This is a genomic window from Acidiferrobacter thiooxydans, from assembly GCF_003333315.1.
GTDB lineage: Bacteria > Pseudomonadota > Gammaproteobacteria > Acidiferrobacterales > Acidiferrobacteraceae > Acidiferrobacter > Acidiferrobacter thiooxydans.
Map to the genome: position 1 here is coordinate 1 of NZ_PSYR01000004.1, position 20,594 is coordinate 20,594.

9 protein-coding genes and 4 pseudogenes are annotated in these 20,594 nt (G+C 62.9%); 2 read left to right on the forward strand and 11 right to left on the reverse strand.

Features of this window, described 5'->3' with window-relative positions; all coding sequences use genetic code 11:
- Positions 1–94 precede the first annotated feature (94 nt).
- The 11 genes and pseudogenes from C4900_RS17505 to glgB form a co-directional block, all read right to left on the reverse strand.
- Positions 95–418: a cupredoxin domain-containing protein gene (locus tag C4900_RS17505; protein ID WP_114283579.1), complete on the reverse strand. Its 324-nt coding sequence runs from the start codon at positions 416–418 to the stop codon at positions 95–97.
- The gene (locus C4900_RS16975) at positions 388–522 is read right to left on the reverse strand and encodes a hypothetical protein (protein ID WP_267896471.1); all 135 of its coding nucleotides are present in this window, start codon (positions 520–522) and stop codon (positions 388–390) included. Before C4900_RS16975 ends, C4900_RS17505 begins: the two co-directional genes overlap by 31 nt.
- Positions 523–1,782: 1,260 nt before the next feature.
- Positions 1,783–2,336: pseudogene (locus C4900_RS17510) on the reverse strand (pyridoxamine 5'-phosphate oxidase family protein).
- Positions 2,337–2,383: 47 nt separating this feature from the next.
- Entirely contained in the window at positions 2,384–3,037 is a 654-nt protein-coding gene (locus C4900_RS15645) for a malto-oligosyltrehalose synthase (protein ID WP_114283580.1), read from the reverse strand.
- Between the two features lie 100 nt (positions 3,038–3,137).
- Positions 3,138–5,483 (reverse strand): malto-oligosyltrehalose synthase, encoded by a 2,346-nt coding sequence (gene treY / locus C4900_RS16495; protein ID WP_114283581.1) that lies wholly within the window; start codon positions 5,481–5,483, stop codon positions 3,138–3,140.
- 7 nt (positions 5,484–5,490) lie between these two features.
- Positions 5,491–7,260, reverse strand: a pseudogene (gene treZ, locus C4900_RS16800) (malto-oligosyltrehalose trehalohydrolase); the annotation flags it as partial.
- Positions 7,261–7,292: 32 nt separating this feature from the next.
- A complete protein-coding gene (glgX, locus tag C4900_RS15660) occupies positions 7,293–9,476 on the reverse strand; it encodes a glycogen debranching protein GlgX (RefSeq protein WP_114283585.1) in 2,184 nt (727 codons plus the stop codon).
- 10 nt (positions 9,477–9,486) lie between these two features.
- Entirely contained in the window at positions 9,487–10,188 is a 702-nt protein-coding gene (locus C4900_RS15665; RefSeq protein WP_065970878.1) for a mechanosensitive ion channel family protein, read from the reverse strand.
- Positions 10,189–10,276: 88 nt separating this feature from the next.
- A pseudogene (treS, locus tag C4900_RS17515) lies at positions 10,277–13,617 on the reverse strand (maltose alpha-D-glucosyltransferase).
- 7 nt (positions 13,618–13,624) lie between these two features.
- Entirely contained in the window at positions 13,625–15,637 is a 2,013-nt protein-coding gene (locus C4900_RS15680) for an alpha-1,4-glucan--maltose-1-phosphate maltosyltransferase (protein ID WP_211306840.1), read from the reverse strand.
- Between the two features lie 3 nt (positions 15,638–15,640).
- Positions 15,641–17,586: pseudogene (gene glgB, locus C4900_RS15685) on the reverse strand (1,4-alpha-glucan branching protein GlgB).
- A gap of 513 nt (positions 17,587–18,099) precedes the next feature.
- Between glgB and C4900_RS15690 the strand changes: the two are divergent.
- Positions 18,100–19,635: an IS4 family transposase gene (locus tag C4900_RS15690; protein WP_147267208.1), complete on the forward strand. Its 1,536-nt coding sequence runs from the start codon at positions 18,100–18,102 to the stop codon at positions 19,633–19,635.
- Positions 19,590–20,444 (forward strand): DUF4338 domain-containing protein, encoded by an 855-nt coding sequence (locus C4900_RS15695; protein WP_114282479.1) that lies wholly within the window; start codon positions 19,590–19,592, stop codon positions 20,442–20,444. Before C4900_RS15690 ends, C4900_RS15695 begins: the two co-directional genes overlap by 46 nt.
- Positions 20,445–20,594 lie beyond the last annotated feature (150 nt).

The following is a 20,594-nucleotide window of genomic DNA, read 5'->3' on the forward strand; positions in this document are numbered from 1 at the left end:
GTCGTGGGTCTGGCGAATTTATTGAACTGCGCATAGTCCATGTGCCGCGGGAACTTCTGGATCGACTGTATCCAGTGCGTAAAGTGCGCGCTGCTCACCACGTGCGTCTTGAACCCCATCCACGAGAAGCCGGCGCCGCTGAAGTTCGCGGAATATCCCCTGTATTGACGATCTTGTCAGCCACCAGCACCTGCTTTGTGCGCATACCGGGCATGACATCGATCATGCCGGCCAAGTTGGGTATGAAGAAGTCATTCACGACAGTGGCCGACGTCATATGGAATACCACCGGCGTCCCGCGCGGGATCACGAGTTCATTGGCGACGGCGATATGCTGCTTTGGATAGACGAACAGCCATTGCCAGTCGGTGGTGATGACATCGACGTTCAGGGGTGCGCTCCGGGATTGGCGGCCGATGCGGTCTTGGTCTTGATCATACGTGGATCGTAGGGATTGACCGCATAGGTCCCCTTGTACGACTCATAGCCGAGCATCGCCACGGTGAGCAACGGGATCGCCACACTATAAGTTCTATGAGATTCGAATGAGACCAGTGGGGGTCATAGGCGGCGTTGGTGTTGGTCTTGCGATAGCGCAGCAGAAAGTAGGTGGTGATAATCGCCGTGGGGACAATGATCCCGAGCATGACCGCGACATCGAGAATCGTAAATCGCATATCGGCCCCTGACAGGGGCCCCGCCGGCCGAAAGATCAGGAATTGTCGGGCAAGGCCATGGGCGGAACAACCGGAAGAAAACAGCAGGGAGAGGGAACCAGGGACGGGCGAGATGCCCAATCCTACGTGCAATCATATCGTACCGCCTGGCCAGCATCGTGACGCCTCCCGCGTGTTTCCTTGGGCGAACGGACAGGAGCCCCAATGCGGCGGGCCCCTATACATCATTCGGGCATATAATAATATGCGAAATCGCAATACGCCAAGAAGATTTTGCCACAGTACCCATAAAAAAGATCGACGGGTCGGTGCCCCCGGGACTCGGTGGCGCGCGATCGGTCACGCGGATCGGTATCTGGGGCAGCAGACAGGAATAGCGTACGAGCCGCTGACGTCTGCGACCCACAACGATGGGAATTGATCTGGTAAAGACGGTTTTTGCCGTCCACAGCGTCCATGCCCTGCGTCAAAGACCCACAAGAACGATGCCGTCGCTGCCGAAGCGATCTCGGAAACGGTCTCGCATCCAGCGAGGCGCGGCCCGCGAAGATCGGACAGCCGACAGTCGAGAAGAATATCTGGTCACGAGCGCCCAGGCAGAACCGGTGCCGAGCGGATCGAACCGGCGCATTCCCCTTGCCGGTCAGCGCCCCGTGCTGGCGCTGGGCCCTGCTCCTGGTCTATCAGAACCCGGCCCGGGTCGAGATGTGGCTACAAAACCGACTACCCGAGGCTCCGCGCCCCAATGACGCGTGTGGGGGCCGATATCCGCCATCAGGGTACAGCTCACGGCCGCACGACCGTCGGTCTCTGCCCATGGAGGCTTGTGAGATCGCCATGATTCGTGGCGACAACGGCCGGTGGAGCGGGAAGCCCCGCTCTTTAGGGTGGCGCGCGTCATAACCTTTCTCAAGCGCTTGCGGGCAGGCAGGGGTTACCCCATCTTTCTCATTGTTGACGGCCGCCTTGCGCATCGCACGAAGCGTGTTCAGCGCCTTGTCCCCGCAGGATCCTTCCCCGCCCTGATCGGCGGGCTTGGCGCGCGCCCGACCATGATCGCCACCCGGCGAACCCGCGTGCAGGCGACTTGCGAGGGCCGGGGCGATCAGGAGCGGTTCTTGGCGGCGATCCCGGTCTCTATGCCATCGAGACTGACGGCGTTACGCTCATGCCAATATCGCCGTACACCCTCCTCGCCCTTCTTCTCGGTCCAGATACGCAGGTCCGGCCGGTCGCCGGCGAAATCGAAGTACGGTACCCCGAAGCCGCACGAGGTCTGCACGAGGTCGATCGCGACATCGAAGATCTGACGGGCGCCGGGCAACGGCGGAAAGAGCGCGGCAAGTACCGGCCAGTCGGGATCCGTATGGTGGAGGGCGCGCGCGGTGCCGTAGAGCCGCAGAATGACAGGGTCGCCGCTAAAGGCGCAGAACATGAGTGTCATGCGCGCATCGCTCTGGACATGGGCCGCGACTCGTTGCCGCTACCTGTGAGGTTCAGCCATGCCACGCGATTGGGATCGAGGATGCGCAGGCTATCTAGTCCCTTAGGCGAGACATTGACGCGCGAGTCGCAGGTGGCGGTGGCCACGAAGAAGATCTTCTGTTCCGTTATAAAGCGCGCCCAGCGTTCAGGGATATGCGCGTACTGCTTGGCCATCGACCACCCCACCTCAACTGTCGCGGGAACTCCGGGGCCTTAGGGTATCACGCAGGCCGTCTCCAGGCCCCGCGACACTCATCCGCGGGCGTCGTCCGCCCGTTCGTAGGCGCGATCAGGACCGCAATGGGGAAGCGCGCCACGATCGCTTCGAGCTCCCAAAAACCGCTGTCGGCCATGGATGACGTCCCGAGCTCACCTGTCAAGACATCGCGCCATGACGATGGCGCAAGGTCTGCGGGTCGCGGGATGCGTGTCGCGCCCCACACCGCGCGTCCCAGCGGCAGGCGCAGGCCGCCCTCGGTGAGTGCCCAGTAATGGCGGGGCACGACCACGAGCATAGTCGCCTCTTCGTTGCGGCGGACGAAACCCACGATATGCCGGGCATAAGGCCCCTCGGCCTGCAGGGGCTCGTAGTGCCCCTCGGCAAACAGCCGGGGATAGGCGCGCCGCAAATGTAAAAGGCGGCGGGTCAGGTGCATCTTTGCACGCCCGTCCTCGGGGTGCGCAAGCCACGCGGCCAGCAAAGCCGCGCGTCCGGCGGCATCCTCGTCATCGAAGCGCGCGACCTCGGCCAGCATGTGCGCACGGCACTCATAGTCCACCGGGCCCCTATTGTCCGGGTCTACGAGATGAAAGTCCCACAACTCGGTCCCCTGATAGAAGTCCGGGACCCCGGGCACGGTGAGCTTCAGCGCCACCTGACTTAGCGCCGTCCATAGCCCGGTGCGCGCGATCGGGCGACGAAGGCCGCGAGCGCGGCGAGTGTCTCGCCGTTTGTCACAGGGTCTGTGACGGCGTCTACGAACGCCGCCACGGCGCCCTCGTACTCGGGGCGGGCTTGACCCAGCTCGTCTCGGCCTTGGCCTCGCGCGCCGCCTTCAGCACATAATCTTTGAGGCGCCCGCGCATGTCGGCCCATGCCTCAGGACTGGGGGTAAGGGGCCAGATACCGATCAGGGTCTGATAAAAGAGATATTCATCGCGCGATGACGGTGCCGTCCCATCTAAGCCCTTGAAGGTCATGTGTCGCGCCTTCAGCCACTGCCCACGCGTGCCCCACGCCTCCGGGATCTCGGACAGGACATGCAATCGCGCGCGCACGTCCTCGCTGCGTTTGCTGTCATGGGTGGAGGTCGCGAGCAGTGTCCCAGGATGATCGCGCAGGCGCTCGATGTTGGCCTCATGGAAGTCCGCGCACGACACCGCAAAACGCGAAGGGTCGCCTCCCACCTCGTTTAGCGACACCATGCGATTATAGCGGTAGAAGAGCGTGTCCTCGAGGCCCTTGGCCATAACCGGACCTGTGTACTGCTGAAACGCCCCCACGAACTCCAGGATCTCGCCACGCTCCTCGGCGGCGCGCGCGTCCAGACCTTCGAGCAGCAACAGGTCATGAATAAAATCGACCGCCGCCGGCTCCACGAGCGCATTACGCTCCTTGGCCTGCGCGCATGCTGCGTCGATCACGGCACGATCCGCCGCACTCACACCGTCTGCCGTCACATAGGTACGGTACACGGGCAGGCACGCCACGATCTCAAAGAGCGCGGTCCTTTGCGCCGATAGCGTAAGATCACGTGTCCGCCGGTCACGCTCGGCGATGCGATCGAGCGCCATCCCCAAGGTATGGATCTCGCTGCCGAGAATGGTGTGCATAATCAGCACCTTGCACTCATAGAGCAGATTTGCGTAGTGGTCATGGGTGCCCACAAACGCCTCATAGGCTGCGTCGATGCCCGTCTCCCCATCGGCATCCACGAGCACGCCGCTCACAAGGCGTGTGAAATCGTAGCCGGTTGTGCCATGGACCGGCCAATCCCCGGGCAACGATTCATCGGCCCCCAGGATCTTCTCTACCACCACATACAAAAGTCCGGGGTCGGTCGCGCCAACCATCCCTTTGGTCCGTCGCCGATCCCGCGCCCAGTCCTGGAGCCTCGCGCAATAGCCGCGCGGGTCGCGCAGCCCGTCAGGGTGATCGATCCTAAGTCCGGTCACATCACCGGCGGCAATCCAGCGGCCGATCAGTTCGTGCGTCGCCGCGAACACCTCGGGGTCTTCCATACGTAGCGCGGCGAGTTCGTTGATATCAAAGAAACGCCGGTAGTTGATCTCGTAGCCGGCGACGCGCCAGAACGCTAGCCGGTAGGCCTGCTGTTCCAAAAGCGCATGCAGGGCGTCGTAGCGGCGTGCGCCTGCGCCCTCATCCCCGTTATAGCGCGCCAGTACCGCCTTCAAGGCCTCAGCGCAGCGCGCATGCCCAGTCACCCACACAGCCATGCGGCTTACGCCCTCTGTGACAAGGCCGACCAACTCGGCGGCTACCGCGCCGTCTGCGATCTGACTCGAGGCGCGCTCGAAAAGCGCGATGAGATCTGATATCTCCTGCCCGATGGCCTCATCGCCGGGGCCCAAACCTTCGACACATTGCGCAACCTCCGCCAGAAGCTGCGGATAGGACGCGGGGCTAAGCGGCAGTAGGTGATCGTAATACCGCACCACGAACCCGCCGTGACCGGCCTCGAAATCGAGCACAATGGCGCCGGCCTCCAGCACCTCGCCATAAGGTCCGCCGAGGATCGGAATGACGATCTTATCCTCGTAGGGCCGCTCGGGCGTCACCCAATCGATATCGAAATAATGCGCGAACCGGGACCGCCTCCCGAGCGCCAGTACGTCCCACCACAAGCGGTTTTCTGGATCGTCGACGCGCATATGGTTTGGGACGACATCGAGGATCTGGTAGAGCCCGTGGGCATTGAGTGTCCGCACGAAGGCCTGCCGCTCGGTCTCGGTGCCGACCTCGGGATTGATGCGTGTATGGTCGACGATATCGTAGCCATGATTGCTGCCGGCGTGGGCCTTGAGGTACGGTGAGGCGTAACAATGGCTGATACCGAGTTCGGCCAGATACGGGACAAGTCGTATGGCATCGCGAAAACCAAAGCCTTTGTGAAACTGCCAGCGGTAGGTGGCGCGCACGGGGTACCCATGATGCGCCCGCCCGAGGGCCGACAATGCCGCGCGCGATGTGCTCGGATGCCGGCTCACGGACCGCCTGCCGTCGTGTCGGCCGCACCCGGCCATAGGCCCCAGCGGACCTCCCAGGGACCGAGCCGCCCCCGGCCGGCGCGCACGTCTCATAGAGGGTCATGGGCGCGGGACTCATGCGATCCGCAACGACTGCATCCGCGTCCCCCAGATTCGCGGCGAGATGCAATTGCGCGCCGTCGGCAAAAAGCCAGCCCACGGTCAGGCCACGCGCGCCGAAGCGATTAAAGCCCAAGGTACGCACCTCGCCTGCCGCCAGCCGTGCGCCGATATGGCGCGCACGGGTTGCGAGCAGCTCACGATGGAACGTGAGCCAGTCCCGGCCCGGCGAGCGCTCTGCCTCTGTCCAGTCGAGCCGGCTCTTTATCAATGTTGCGGGATCGTTGGGATCCGGGATGTGGGCGCGACGCGACTCGTCGGCAAACTCAGGGAAGCGCGCGAATTCCCGGCGCCGCCCTTCGGTCACGGCGGAAGCGAGCTCAGGCCCGAAATCACAAAAAAACAGAAACGGCCGGCTGCAGGCAAACTCCTGACCCATGAACAGCAAGGGTGGCGAGGGCGCGAGCAGGAGCACAGCAGTCGCCGCGCGCACCGCCGCAGGCGATGCGAGCGCCGTTATGCGCTCCCCGAAGGCGCGGTTTCCGATCTGGTCATGATTTTGCAGAAATCCCACGAACGCTGTCGGCGACAGTCCGCGCGTCGATTCGCCGCGCACCCCTTCGCGGACCGCCGACCACTCACCCTGGTAGGCAAAGCCCTCGGTCAGGCAGCGACCGAGCCGGCCCGCCGGGTCATCCATGTAATCCGCATAATAGCCATCGCGCTCGCCTGTCAAAAGTACATGCAGGACGTGGTGGATATCGTCGTTCCATTGCGCAGTGAATCCCTGGGGCCCGTCGCTACCATTGAGATGGCCCGCCTCGTTGTTCTCGTTCTCCAAAACCAGATGGATGTGGCGCCCGCAAGCCCGCAGCGGTGCCACGGCCTCGGCGATGGCGGTTAATATCGATTGCGGCGAATCGTCGACAATGGCATGCACGGCATCGAAACGCAGACCGTCGCAATGGTACTCGTGAAGCCAGTAGCGCGCGTTGGCGGTAAAGTAGGCACGTACCGTAACGCTGCCCGGTCCATCGAAGTTTATGGCATCGCCCCACGGTGTACGATGACGCGAGGTAAAAAACTCGGGGGCATAGACGCCGAGATAGTTTCCATCCGGGCCGAAGTGGTTATAAACGACATCGACGAACACCATGAGCCCAAGACCGTGGGCGGCGGCGATCAGGGCCTTCAGGTCCTCGGGGCGACCATAACGGCTGTCGGGGGCAAACGGCAACACACCGTCATAGCCCCAGTTGGCGCGCCCCGGGAAATCGGCGAGCGGCATGAGCTCTATGGCCGTCACCCCAAGCGTGGCCAGTCGCGGCAGGAGCGCCATGGCACCTGCGAAGGTTCCTTCGGGACTAAAGGTGCCGACATGAAGCTCGTAGACCACTACCTCGCCCCACGGACGCCCACGCCACCCCCCATCACTCCACGCAAAGGCGTGCGCATCCACCACCTCGCTTGGACCATGCACATCTCGCGGCTGAAAGCGCGATGCCGGGTCCGGGACGTGCAGGCCGCCATCGATGCGGTAACGATACAGGCTTCCCGGGCGCGCCTGTCCGCTCGTGACCTGAAACCAGCCGCCCTCCAAGGCGTCCATGGGGACCACCACCCCCTCATCCTCCAGCACCACGTCGACCTGGCGCGCCGCCGGGGCCCACAACCGGAACCGTACCCCGTCCTCGACGCACTCGGCCCCGAAGCCCAGGGGTTCGTGACGCCTCGCCACCCCCGGAGTACGCGTGTCCTCGTGAACCGTCATGACGCCTCCCGAACGAATGCTGCCATTGCCACTCAGTGCCCAAGCCCCATGCGCCGATCCGGGGTCGCTTCGCGCAACAGCACAAGCGAGCGCCCTTGCAGGGGATAAACACCGCTTGTGATCACCGCCCCCGTGGCGCGCGCCGGGACGCTATAGCTGGTATCGATATCCACCTGCCACCCCTGGGTCCTATAGGGGGGCAGCGCAAACGGGATCTCCTCGTGATGCGCGTTCAATAACCACAGGAAATCGACATCCCCTATCATGCGCCCCCGGTCGTCGAACTCCTCCAGCCCCTCGCCGGCCAGGAACAACCCGAGACAGCGGGCAAAGCTCTGGCGCCACTCCTCATCGTTCATCTCGGTCGCGTCAGGCTTCAACCAAGTGATGTCCTTGATATCGCTGCCGTGGATACGCCGGCCCTGAAAAAACGAACGTCGGCGGAATACCTTATGGTTTTGCTTGATGCGGATCACATGCTGGACGAACCGCAAGAAATCGTGGTCCTCCGGTGTCAGCTCCCAGTTCACCCAATTGATCGGGTCGTCATGGCAATAGGCGTTGTTGTTGCCGCGTTGCGTGCGCCCGATCTCATCGCCGGCAAGGATCATCGGGACCCCCTGCGACAGCAGCAGGGTTGCAATCATGTTGCGCTTCTGGCGCGCGCGCAGGGCGCGTATGGCAGGGTCGTCCGTAGGTCCTTCGGCCCCACAATTCCATGACAGGTTGGTGTCGGTACCGTCGCGGTTGTCCTCGCCATTGGCCTCGTTGTGCTTGTCGTTGTAGCTCACCAGATCCTCGAGGGTGAAGCCGTCGTGCGCGGTCACAAAATTGATCGAGGCATAGGGATTGCGGCCGCCATGCCCATAGAGATCACTTGAACCCGTCAGCCTGTAGGCGAGCTCGCCGATGACCCCACCCTCCCCCTTCCAGTAGGCGCGCACCACGTCGCGGTACTTGCCGTTCCACTCAGTCCAGCCCACCGGAAAGTTGCCGACCTGGTAACCGCCTTCGCCGAGGTCCCAAGGCTCTGCAATGAGCTTGACCTGCGAGAGCACCGGATCCTGGTGGATGATATCGAAAAACGCCGACAACCGGTTCACGTCGTGCAGCTCGCGCGCCAAGGTCGAGGCGAGATCGAAGCGAAAACCATCGACATGCATCTCCAGGACCCAATAACGCAGTGAGTCCATGATGAGCTGCAAGACACGCGGATGGAGCATGTTCAGCGTGTTGCCACAGCCCGTGAAGTCCATGTAATAACGTGCGTCCTCGGACGACAGGCGGTAATAGGAGAGGTTGTCTATGCCCCTGAACGACAGCGTCGGGCCCATGTGGTTGCCCTCGGCCGTATGGTTGTATACGACATCGAGAATGACCTCTATCCCGTTTGAATGAAACGCCTTCACCATCGTCTTGAACTCGGATATCTGGCCGCTCGCCGAATAACGCGCATCGGGTGCAAAGAACCCGATCGAATTGTAGCCCCAGTAGTTGCGCAGCCCGCGCTCGACCAGATGACGATCGTCTATGAAGGCGTGCACCGGCATGAGCTCGACGGCGGTGATGCCAAGCGACTTCAGGTATTCGATGACGCGCGCCGATCCGAGGCCGGCATAGGTACCGCGCAAGTCCTGGGGTATGAGCGGGTGCAGCCAAGTGAAGCCCTTCACGTGCAGCTCATAGATGATGGTGTCATGCCAGGGCGTGCGCAAAAGCCGGTCGTCGCCCCAGCTGAATGCCGATTCCACGACCCGCGCCTTGGGCATGAATGGCGCGTTGTTGGCGCGATCGAACGACAGGTCCTCGAGCTTGTGGCCGACACGGTAGGCAAAATGCGCATTGCTCCAGCGCAACTCGCCGGCAATGGCCTTGGCATATGGGTCTAGGAGCAGCTTATGGCCATTGAAGCGATGGCCATGGCGCGGGTCGTAGGGCCCATAGACCCGATAGCCATAGAGCCAGCCCGGCCGCGCCTCCGGCCGGAGGTAGCAGTGCCACACCTGATCGGTCTGCCAGCGCACCGGGATGCGCGCAGTCTCGTGACGTCCGTCCTCGGTGAACAAACACAGTTCCACCCCTTCGGCATGTTCGGAAAAGAGTGCGAAGTTGACGCCTTCGCCGTCCCAGGTGGTACCCAAAGGATAGGGCCGTCCAGGCCAGACCGCATGGCGGCCTGCAGCCCGTGGTCCGGTGGTCCGACGCTCTTCGCTCATTGCCTCATCCTCACCGCCGATCCAGCCCTTCGCCGATACCCTGTGGACGCTCGCGCGGCCAATCGCGTTCCAGTACATGCGCCGCCCAACGTCGGCCCCCAAGGCCAAAGGCGAGGGCTGCCGCGAGCGTCACTCCACCAAGCAGGATGAGAAACGAGTCACGTATGAGCCTCTGGCCTATGTGTAACTCGCCCAATACCATGAGTATCACAAATGCGATCACGATCGAGCGCATCAGGCGCCCAAGGAGCGGGGCATCGGCAAGCCCCAGTTCATTTCCGTACAACGTCACCGATTGCGCCACGAAACGCGCGAAGTACAAACCGGCCGTGAGCATCAGGAGCGCGACCATAAGGCGCGGGATATAGAGCGCGATGCGCGTGGTCACGGCCGCGCCCGCCGACAGGCCGGCGATATCGAGGGCCCATACCATGGCGATCAGGATCGCGAGCGCCGCCACCAGCATCCCCATGAGACCGGTGGTGTCGGTCCCGGCACCGCCTGCCGCTAACAATCCGTCGAGTCCGGCGCGCTCCGTCACAATATGAAAATTCATGGCGCGCAGCGTCTTCGTGGCCACGAACCGCAGAAAGCGGGCCGCCAACCACCCGCCGCCAAGAATACCGAGCGCAATAAGAATAGGCGGCAACCACCGCTGCCACTGCCAGACGATCGCTGGCAGGGGCGCGAGCGCCGCGTGTAGGATAGTCATGATGTCAGCCTCCTTCTCCGTATGAATCGCCCAACGCCCCGTCCCGGACAGCCCCCCAGGGGCGCCGACCTCAGGCGTTTTTGTGAATCTACGCGCCCGACGAACCCTGCGCCACGGCCTCACGGTCAAGCTCCTGCAAAAGGCCCTGCAGGGGAATCGCAAGTGCCTGGGGGCGGTTATTCATCTCGTAACGCAGTTCATAAAAGGCCTTCTCGAGGATGAAGAGCCGCAACCAATCCGCAGCCTCGTCAAAGCCGCCCCAGAGGCTGGTGGCCTCCATAGCCGCGGCATAGGAGGCGATGAACGCCGCGACCGTGGCCTGCTCCCAGATGCGGGCGTGAGGCAGTAACGTCGCCCTATGCTCGGATTGCCCGGCGGCGACACGATCAAGCGCCGTATAGAGGGCATAGCTGAACGACCGTAGCATGCCCGCGACATCGCGTAGCGGTGTATGCTTGCGTCGGCGCTCGTGAAGCGGCCGCCCGGGCTCGCCCTCGAAATCGGTGATCGCGAAATCGTTTTGCTGGAGCAGGACCTGCCCTAGGTGGTAATCCCCATGGTAGCGGATCTTTTGTCCCACGGTCGGGGCAGCCAGTGCGGCGCGTGCAAGAAACGTCTCGCGACCGGCGAGCACGGCCTTGGCGTCATCCTGGACCTCGGGCGGGAGGGCGGCAAGCCGCGCGGAGAGCATATCGAAGGTCTCCTCCATCTCGGCGCGCACCCCCGCGACCCAGCGCGCACCATCGTCTGGGGTGAGCGGTTCGGGATCGAAGGCCGGATCGCCGTAAGGCGTGGCCAGGGCCTGATGCATCTGCGCGGTGCGCAAAGCGAGCGTGCGCACGAGCGCGAGATAGCCGCCATGCACCTCCTCACTGCCTCCCGCCGGGGCCGCGCCATGCAGGCACAGTTCGAGATGGTTGTCGAGATAGTTCAGGGTATAGTCCCAACCATCCCCCTGGTTCTCGACATAGGCCTGGAGCAGCGCAAGCGTGATGACACCACCTGCAGCCGGCCTATACTCGAGGGTCCCGAGCACCGGCACGGTATGGCGAAAGCCTGCCACGTCGCATAAAAACCGGCCCATCTCGACCTCCGGGTTGATACCCTCCTGCAATCGCCGATAGCCCTTCAAGAACAACCGCTCGCCGATCGCCACCGCCGTGTTGCTGCTGTGCGTATTGGGATGGCGGACCGCCTCGTCTGCGGCCACCGGCTGCTCAAGCGTACCCGCCGCCACGCCCTGCACGACGCCGCCCTCACCCGCAAAGGCCAGTCCCTCGCGCATCACAGCGACAAGTCCGCGGCAAAAAGCGTCGTCGGCAAAGGCATCGCCCAAGATGCCAAGCGTCGCCTGTTGGCGTACGCGCGCCATGGCAAGCGGCAAAACCGTGCGCATGCGCGCCTCGCTATCGCTCTCCCACAGCAGCGATACCGGCACGAAATAGCGACCCGCGGACGCCCCCTCACTCGATTCCACCACGTCTGCGATCATGAAGAAAAACTGGCCGTCGGGCCCCGCCCATTCGGCGGTCTCGGTCATGGCGACCCGCTTTGGGACCACGCCCTTCTCGGCATACCAACGCTGCGCCATCACAAAGCGTGGCAAGGCATCGCGTTCCCACTGCTCACGGACGCGGTCGGCCATGGCCATACGCCACGGCACCACGCGCTCGCGAAACAGGCTGCGCCATCCGTCGAACAGCACGAGCAGCGGCAGTTCCTCGGGGGTAGGCGCTCCTCGTGCCAGGCCGGAACTTCCCCTCCGGCGGCGAGCCGGAACCAATAGAAGCCATGGCCGTGGAGGGTCAAAAGATAGGGCAGGTCACCGATCGGCGGAAACGGCGTCCGACCCATGAGCTCGATCGGCACGCGCCCCTTGTAGGCCGACAGATCGAGCTCCACGGGCTGCGCGGAGTGCGACAGATTGGCGACACACAGGATCGTCTCATCGCCATAGGTGCGCACATAGGCGAGGATCTTGCGGTTGCCGGGCTCCAGGAACTCAAGCGCGCCCCGCCCGAACACCTTCGTGCTCTTGCGGATCGCGAGCATGCGCCGCGTCCAATTCAACAAAGACGAGGGGTCGCGCGCCTGCGCCTCGACATTCACCGCGCCATAACCATAAATGGGGTCCATGATCGGCGGCAAAAACAGGCGTTGCGGGTCAGCGCGCGAGAAGCCGGCGTTGCGGTCCGGGCTCCACTGCATGGGTGTACGAACACCGTTGCGGTCGCCTAAGTAAATATTGTCACCCATGCCAATCTCGTCGCCGTAGTAGATGATCGGCGATCCTGGCATCGACAAAAGCAGGCTATTCATGAGCCGGATCTTGTCAAAATCATTGTCCATGAGCGGCGCGAGCCGGCGGCGTATCCCAAGATTGAGGCGCGCCTTCCGGTCGGCAGCGTACATCTGGTACATATAGTCACGCTCATTGTTCGTGACCATCTCCAGGGTGAGTTCGTCGTGGTTGCGCAGAAAGATCGCCCATTGGCAGGTCTCGGGGATGTCCGGCGTCTGCTTCATGATCTCGACGATCGGATGCCGGTCCTCCTGGGCGATGGCCATATACATTCGCGGCATGAGCGGAAAGTGATAGGCCATATGGCACTCATCCCCCGCGCCGAAGTAGTCGCGCACATCCTCCGGCCACTGATTGGCCTCGGCAAGTAACATACGATTCTCGTAGCGCTGGTCGATCACCGAGCGCATGTAGCGCACCACTGCGTGGGTCTCCGGCAGGTTCTCGTTGCTCGTCCCTTCGCGCACGCACAGATAGGGGATGGCGTCGAGCCGCAGGCCGTCGACGCCCAGGCCGAGCCAAAACTCCATGACCCGCACCACCGCCTTCACGACATGGGGATTGTTGTGGTTCAGGTCCGGCTGATGGAAAAAGAAGCGATGCCAGTAGTAGGCCTGGGCGACATCATCCCATGCCCAGTTCGACTTCTCGCTGTCTGTGAATATGATGCGCGTATCCTCGAACTTCTTGGCGGTGTCGCTCCACACATAGAAGTTGCGCTTGGGTGAACCCGCAGGGGCCTGGCGCGCCGCCTGAAACCAGGGGTGCTGGTCGGAGGTATGGTTTATGACAAGCTCGGTGATGACGCGCAACCCCCGTTCATGGGCGGCACGCACGAACTGCAGGAAATCGCGACGCGTCCCATAGTCGGGGTGGACATTGCGGTAATCGGCGATGTCATACCCGTCGTCGTGCATGGGGGACGGATAGAAAGGCAGGACCCACAAGGTATCGACGCCCAGGTCCTGTAGATAATCGAGCTTCTCGGTGAGCCCCGCGAAATCACCGATACCATCGCCATTGCCGTCGAAGAAGGCACGTACATGCAATTCATAGATGACTGCGTCTTTGTACCAGAGCGGATCATTCGAAATCCGCGATTCCTCGCTTCTTGTTTTTTTGTGCATGGATTACCTAAGAGTAGTAATCGAAGTCGTGCTCGGTGCCGACATAGCTGCGCGGGCGGAATATGTGCGCCGGCATCTGCTCGGGCGCGAGTTCCACGTAATGGCGACCACCGCTCCACAGATAGCGCGCATCCGACAGGAGATCATGCATCTGCACTGCGCGGTCGTTGCAAGCGCCGGCGATTTGTGCCGGCCACTCGAGCCATCCGGACTGACGGTGATAGGGGTCGAGATTCACCACCACGAGAATGACCGAAGCGCCGTCTCCGGAGGTCTTGCTGTAGGCAATCAGGTTGTCGTTATCGATGGCATGGAACACGAGATGGCAATCGGCCATGAGCGCCGGATGTGCGTGGCGTATAGTGTTGATGCGCGTGATGATCGCCTGCAGGCTGTCGGGCCGGGCGACATCCCAGTCACGCTGCTCGTACTTCTCGGAGTCCCGGTACTCCTCGCTGCCCGGCTCGCGCGGTACCGATTCCATGAGCTCGAAGGCCGGCCCATAGATGCCATAATTGGCGCTCAGGGTCGCGGCCAGCACCAGGCGGGCGATGAACGCCGCGCGCGGCGCGTGTTGCAGGTAGGGCGGCAGGATGTCAGGGGTGTTCGGCCAGACATGGGGCCGGAAATACTCACGGCCAGGTCCATGCATGAGCTCGGTGAAGTATGCGATCAGTTCGTGCTTGCTGTTGCGCCACGTGAAATAGGTATACGAATGCGTGAACCCGAGCTTGGCGAGTCTGTGCATCACCTTGGGGCGCGTGAAGGCCTCGGCCAGAAACAGGACATCGGGGTACTCGGCGCGCACCGCGCCTATGAGCCATTCCCAGAAGGCAAAGGCCTTAGTATGGGGGTTGTCGACCCGGAAGATGCGCACTCCGGCGTCGATCCAGAACAAGACGATGCCTTTCAATTCCTGCCAAAGGGCTTGCCAGTCCTCGGTCTCGAAGTCCAGTGGGTAGATGTCCTGGTATTTCTTGGGGGGGTTCTCGGCGTACTGGATGCTACCGTCCGGGCGGTGACGGAACCACTGCGGGTGCTCGGTCACATACGGGTGGTCAGGGGCACACTGAAAGGCGATGTCGAGCGCGACGGCGAGCCCGAGCCGTTCGGCCTGCGCACAGAATGCCCGGAAATCCGCGAGCGTACCCAGGGTGGGGGCCACGCTCTTGTGGCCACCCTCAGCGCTGCCGATCGCCCACGGACTGCCGACATCCGCGGGACCGCAGCTTGCGGTATTATTCGGACCCTTGCGGCGCTCCGTCCCGATCGGTGATATCGGTGGCAAGTACACGACATCGAAACCCATGGCCGCCACATGCGCCAGGATCGGACCGGCATCGCGCAATCGTCCGCCGGCGGACCCCCACCGCGAACGCGGAAAGAATTCATACCAGGCCGCAGCGCGCGCGCTCTCGGGGTCCACACGCACCGCCAGTTCCTGTCCCCACGCCGTCTCATGCGCGGGTTGCGAAAACCGGTAGACCCGCTCGACCAGGACCTCGTCTAACAGCGCCGCGCGCTTGTCGGCGGAAGACGCCTGACCCTCGAGCAGCGCCTGTACGACGCGCAACGGACGTGCTTCACGCGCCGGCGCACGCTCCGCGGCGGCCGCAATCAGGAGTGCAGCCTGCTGAAACACCAGGACCAGATCCGGGTCGTCTGCCGGCCGCCGCGCGAGTTCCTGGGTAAGCGATCCGAAGCGGTCGATATGGGCGCGTACCGTATAGTGATAGACACCGAGCTCGGCGACCACAAAGCGTCCCTGATAGCGATCATTGCCAAGCGCTGTCATGCGCGTCGTGCCCACCGTGCGGCCGCCTGGTTTGCGTACGCACAACACACAGGCCACGGCGTCGTGACCATCGGCAAACACATCGGCCTCCACGATTACGGTGTCGCCGATCACCCGCTTTATGGGGAAGCGCCCGCAGTCGACCACCGGGCTCACCGCCTCGATCACCACCCGATACCGGCCATCGGCTGGCAGGGGCGGCCCCTTGCCCAGACGCCGCGCCACGGCCTAGTTACCCGACCCCGGCCGTGGTGGGGCCTTGAACACGAGTACCGCAAGGGGCGGCAACACGAGATTCAGGGACTGCAACGCGCCGTGCGCGGCTACCGGGGCGGTGGCAAGCCCCCCGAGGTTGCCCTGCCCACTGCCGCCGTAGATCGTGGCATCGGTGTTCAGGATCTCCTGCCAGAGCCCTGGCCACATCACCCCCAGGCGGTAGTTGTGGCGCGGCAGGGGCGTAAAATTGGCGACTACCAGCAACGGCTCGGCGGCGGGCTCGGCGAAGCGGTAGAAACTGATGACGCTCTGCTCCCAGTCCCCGGTGTCCAGCCACCGGAAGCCTGCGGGCTCGGTGTCGGCCCGGTGCAACGCCGGCTCCCCGCGGTACAGGGTGTTCAGATCACGTACCAGACGCTGGATGCCGCGGTGCGGCTCATAATCGAGAAGATGCCAGTCGAGGCTGTCTTCGTGGGCCCACTCCCGCCACTGGGCGAACTCCGCCCCCATGAACAGCAGCTTTTTGCCGGGGTGACAGAACATGTAGGCAAACAGTACGCGCAGATTGGCGAATCGCTGCCAGTCATCGCCCGGCATCTTGGCAATCAGCGAGCGTTTGCCATAGACCACCTCGTCATGGGAAAGCGGCAGCACGAAGTTTTCCTGAAAGGCGTACCACAGGCTGAACGTAAGCTGCCCCTGGTGGTGCTTGCGGTAGACGGGGTCCTTTTCCATGTAATCGAGCGTGTCGTGCATCCAGCCCATATTCCATTTATAGCCAAACCCGAGCCCCCGGCATAGACCGGCCGTGACACCTGGGGCCAGGCGGTAGACTCCTCGGCTATGGTCTGCGTGTCGGGATAATGCCGGTACACAGCCTCGTTCAGCTCCTGCAAAAACTGGATCGCCTCCTCGTTCTCCCGGCCACCGTGGGCATTCGGGATCCACTCCCCCGGCGCGCGCGCATAATCGCGATACAGCATGGAGGCCACGCCATCGACGCGCAGACCGTCTATGTGAAACCTGTCGAGCCAGTAAAGCGCACTCGAGACCAATATCGAGCGCACCTCGTGGCGGCCATAGTTGAATAGGCTCGAGTGCCATTCCGGATGATAGCCGCGCCGCGGGTCGGCATGCTCGAAAAGATGCGTGCCGTCGAAAAACCCGAGGCCGTGAAGATCCGTCGGAAAGTGCGACGGCACCCAGTCGAGGATCACGCCGATACCCTGGCAATGCAGGGCATCTATGAGGTACATGAGGTCCTCGGGCGCGCCAAAACGCGCGGTGGGCGCGAAATACCCCGTAGTCTGATAGCCCCATGAACCATAGAAAGGATGTTCGGTAAGCGGCATGAATTCGACATGGGTAAAGCCCATGTCCGCGACATAGGACGGCAATATCGAAGCCAGTTCGCGGTAACTGAGCCAGCGCCCGCCCTGCTCGGGCACGCGCCGCCAGGATCCGGCATGCATCTCGTAGATGCTCACCGGCGCGGTCAGCGCCATGCGCTCGCCGCGTCTTGCCATCCACGCCGCATCCTGCCAGGCATAACTGCCATCGCATACCACCGACGCCGTACGCGGCGGCAGCTCACCACGAAATGCGAACGGGTCGGCCTTCTCCACTTCATAGCCGCTGTCACGCGCGACGATGTGATATTTATAGAGCGCCCCGGGACTGATCCCGGCGATGAACCCCGCCCACAGACCCGATCCATCGTCGCGGACCTTGAGCGGATGGGCATCCTTTCGCCACCCGTTAAAATCGCCGATTACTGACACCGATTGCGCATTGGGCGCCCATACCGCGAAATGCACACCGGTATCGGCCGCGACTCGTACCGGGTGCGCGCCGAGCTTCTCGTAGAGCCGCACATGCCGCCCCTCGCGGAAGAGATAGATATCCTCCGGACTAAACCATGCGTCCGTACTGCCGCTCGCCGCCCTGCCGCCTGGCATGCACTGCCCTCCCTTGCCGAAGTCCGCGCGCCCGGAACGCACAATCTGCACCATTTCTCCGGTCATGTTACGGGCCATGCCCGTCCATGACAAGTAGCGAAACGTCCGCAGCCCATCCCCCTCAGGGCCGGTAAGCATCATCTTTTCGATGCCCATAGGATGGTCATGAGCACCAGGGCGGGTCGGTCCGAGATGCGGTCGCCGTCAGGCACAAGACGCGCACAGACGCGGTGATCGGTATTTATGCACCAAGCCGGGTCCGCCAAAGGCGCCTGCCATCGGCGACAGTTGTATGATACGAGTGCGATATTTCGTGTCCGCGCAAGCGCTAAGCTTCTTGTCGCGTTACACGGTTAAGGGCCATGCGCCACCTGTGGCATAATCTTTCTATTGCACACATCTTTGGCGATTTTCTCTGATTGTTTGACGCGCCTAACGAAAGTGCTGGACACACGCGCCGAGATTGCGTAAGGTGGCGGTTGTCGCGGCGTGCGACAAGGACAGGCGGACGGCGTGCAAAAGTCGAGGCGTTGTGGGGATCCGGATGTGCGGGCGATCATGGAGGCCGGCACAGAGTCGGTCGAGTGGGTGAGACAAGAGTTTGCCCGCGCCGACCTCTCCGATAAACGCCTGGATCGTCGCTTGGTGAAAACTGCGGAATATCTCGCCCAATCTCCCGGCTCGCCGATCAATGAAGCGTGCGGCAATTGGGCCAGTACGCAAGCGGCGTATCGGCTGTTCAATAATGCCAAGGCGAGCGCGGCGGGGATCCTCAAACCCCATTGGGAAGCGACGGCCGCGCGCATGGCCGGCTGCGGGGGTGCGGTGCTGGTGATGCAGGACACGGTCTTCTTCTCCTACGGCCGGCACGTCAGGACTCGGGGCCTCGGACCGATTGGCAAGAGCAACGCCGCGCATGACCGGGGCCTCATCATGCATAACGCACTGGCCTTCACCACCTCGGGCGTGCCGCTCGGGATCGTGAGCCAAAGCATCTGGGCGCGCGGGGAGATCCCGGAGGAAGACTATCAGGAGAAGATCGAGCGCCTGCAGGTCACGGCGATCGAGGAAAAAGAGAGCGCGAAATGGCTTATTGCGCTCAAAGAGACGGTCGAGCGGGCGCCCGCGGGCGTGCCGGTCGTCACCGTGGCCGACCGCGAATCGGACTTCTTCGAGTTCTTGACACGCGCCCAGGACCTGCAGGCGCACTATCTCATCCGCGCGCGCACCGACCGCAAGCTCGTGCCCGAAGACAGCGCGGGCTGCACGCGGATGCTCGAGGCGTTGAGCGATGCCCCGGCATGGGGGAGCATGACGATTGAGGTTCCTGGCAACGGCAGTCGTAAGGCGCGCACGGCGGCGATCGAGGTGCGCACAGCCGAGGTCACGATCCAGCCCCCACCGCGCCGTGGGGCGGCCCAGACGTCCGGCTCCAGCGAGCCTGTGACCGTCACCCTGATCGGGGCGACCGAGTCGTCCCCGCCGGCCGGGGTGGAGCCGATCAGCTGGGTGTTGCTCACAAATCTCATCGTCAAAGACTTCGCGTCCGCCACCGAGAAGGTGCGGTGGTATGGGCGGCGCTGGGGCATCGAGATCTGGCATAAGGTGCTCAAATCCGGCTGCAAGGTCGAGGACTGCCTGCTCGAGGAGGCCTTGCGCCTCAAGCGCTATCTGACGCTTTTCAGCATCATCGGCGTGCGCCTGATGCATGTGACCTACCTGGCCCGCGCGCACCCGGATCGGCCGGCCACCGAGGTGTTCTCCGAGGAGGAGGTCGAAGCGCTGCATATCCGCGTCACGCGGGCATTGCCCCCGCAGGTCCTGCCCCGACGCTGCGCGACATGGTGCGCATGCTGGGCCGGCTCGGCGGCCACTTGGGCCGCAAGGGGGATGGCGAACCCGGCGTCACCGTGCTCTGGCGCGGCTGGACGAGTCTTTACGAGACGGTCGAGACACTGCGTGCCCATAAACATGTCCTCAGCCCGCGCGACTCGAGCTGAACGATGCGCTACTGCGGACGAGAGTTTACACCAGCCGAGATCGCGCTGATCCGCGAGTGGCTCACGACCCCCCAGATGAACCGTGCTCGTTTATCCCGGGAAGTCTGTGAGAGGCTCGGATGGCGCCGGGAAAATGGCGCTCTGAAGGATATGAGCTGTCGCGTGGCCCTCAACCGCATGCACGCCGATGGGCTGATCACACTGCCCCCGCCGCGCAACCCCAAGCCCGTCACCTACCGGTCCTATCCGGACATCGAACAGGCGGTTTGCGAACCCGCCGTCATCCCGGCCATCGATCTCGCTACGCTCACCATTGATCCGGTCCTCGGCAGAGCCGAATCGCGGCTGTGGAACGCCTATATCGAACGCCACCACTACCTCGGGCATACCCTCATGCCCGGGGCGCAACTGCGCTACTTCGTACGCGCCCAAGGCCAGATCGTCGCGGCCCTGGGCTTCGGGGCCAGCGCCTGGAAGGTCAAGCCCCGCGATCAGGCCATCGGCTGGACGGTCGATCAGCGGCAACGCAATCTGCACCTGATCGTCAACAATGCCCGTTTCCTTATTCTGCCGTGGATCCATTGCCCAAACTTGGCCTCACGGATCCTGGCCTTGGTCAGCCGCCGACTCCCCGACGACTGGCACGCCCGCTACAGCTATCGCCCGGTTCTGCTCGAAACCTTCGTCGAGAAGCCGCGCTTTACCGGTACCTGCTACAAGGCGGCCAACTGGCAAAACCTTGGGGATACTCAAGGGCGCGGTAAGCTCGACGTCTTGCATCGCCACGCAAAGCCCGTCAAAAGTATCTGGATCTATCCGCTCGTGCGGGACTTTCGCCGGCATCTCTGCAACGCATAAGACAGGCCATTCGATTACCTATCGATATTCATCGATGCCTCATGCTTTGTTGACAGAAAGATGTGTGTAATAGAAAGGTGGCATAATACCTGCAGGCCAGTCTGAACGAATCAGGTCACCTACCCCAACGATCACACAAAAGGTCATCAC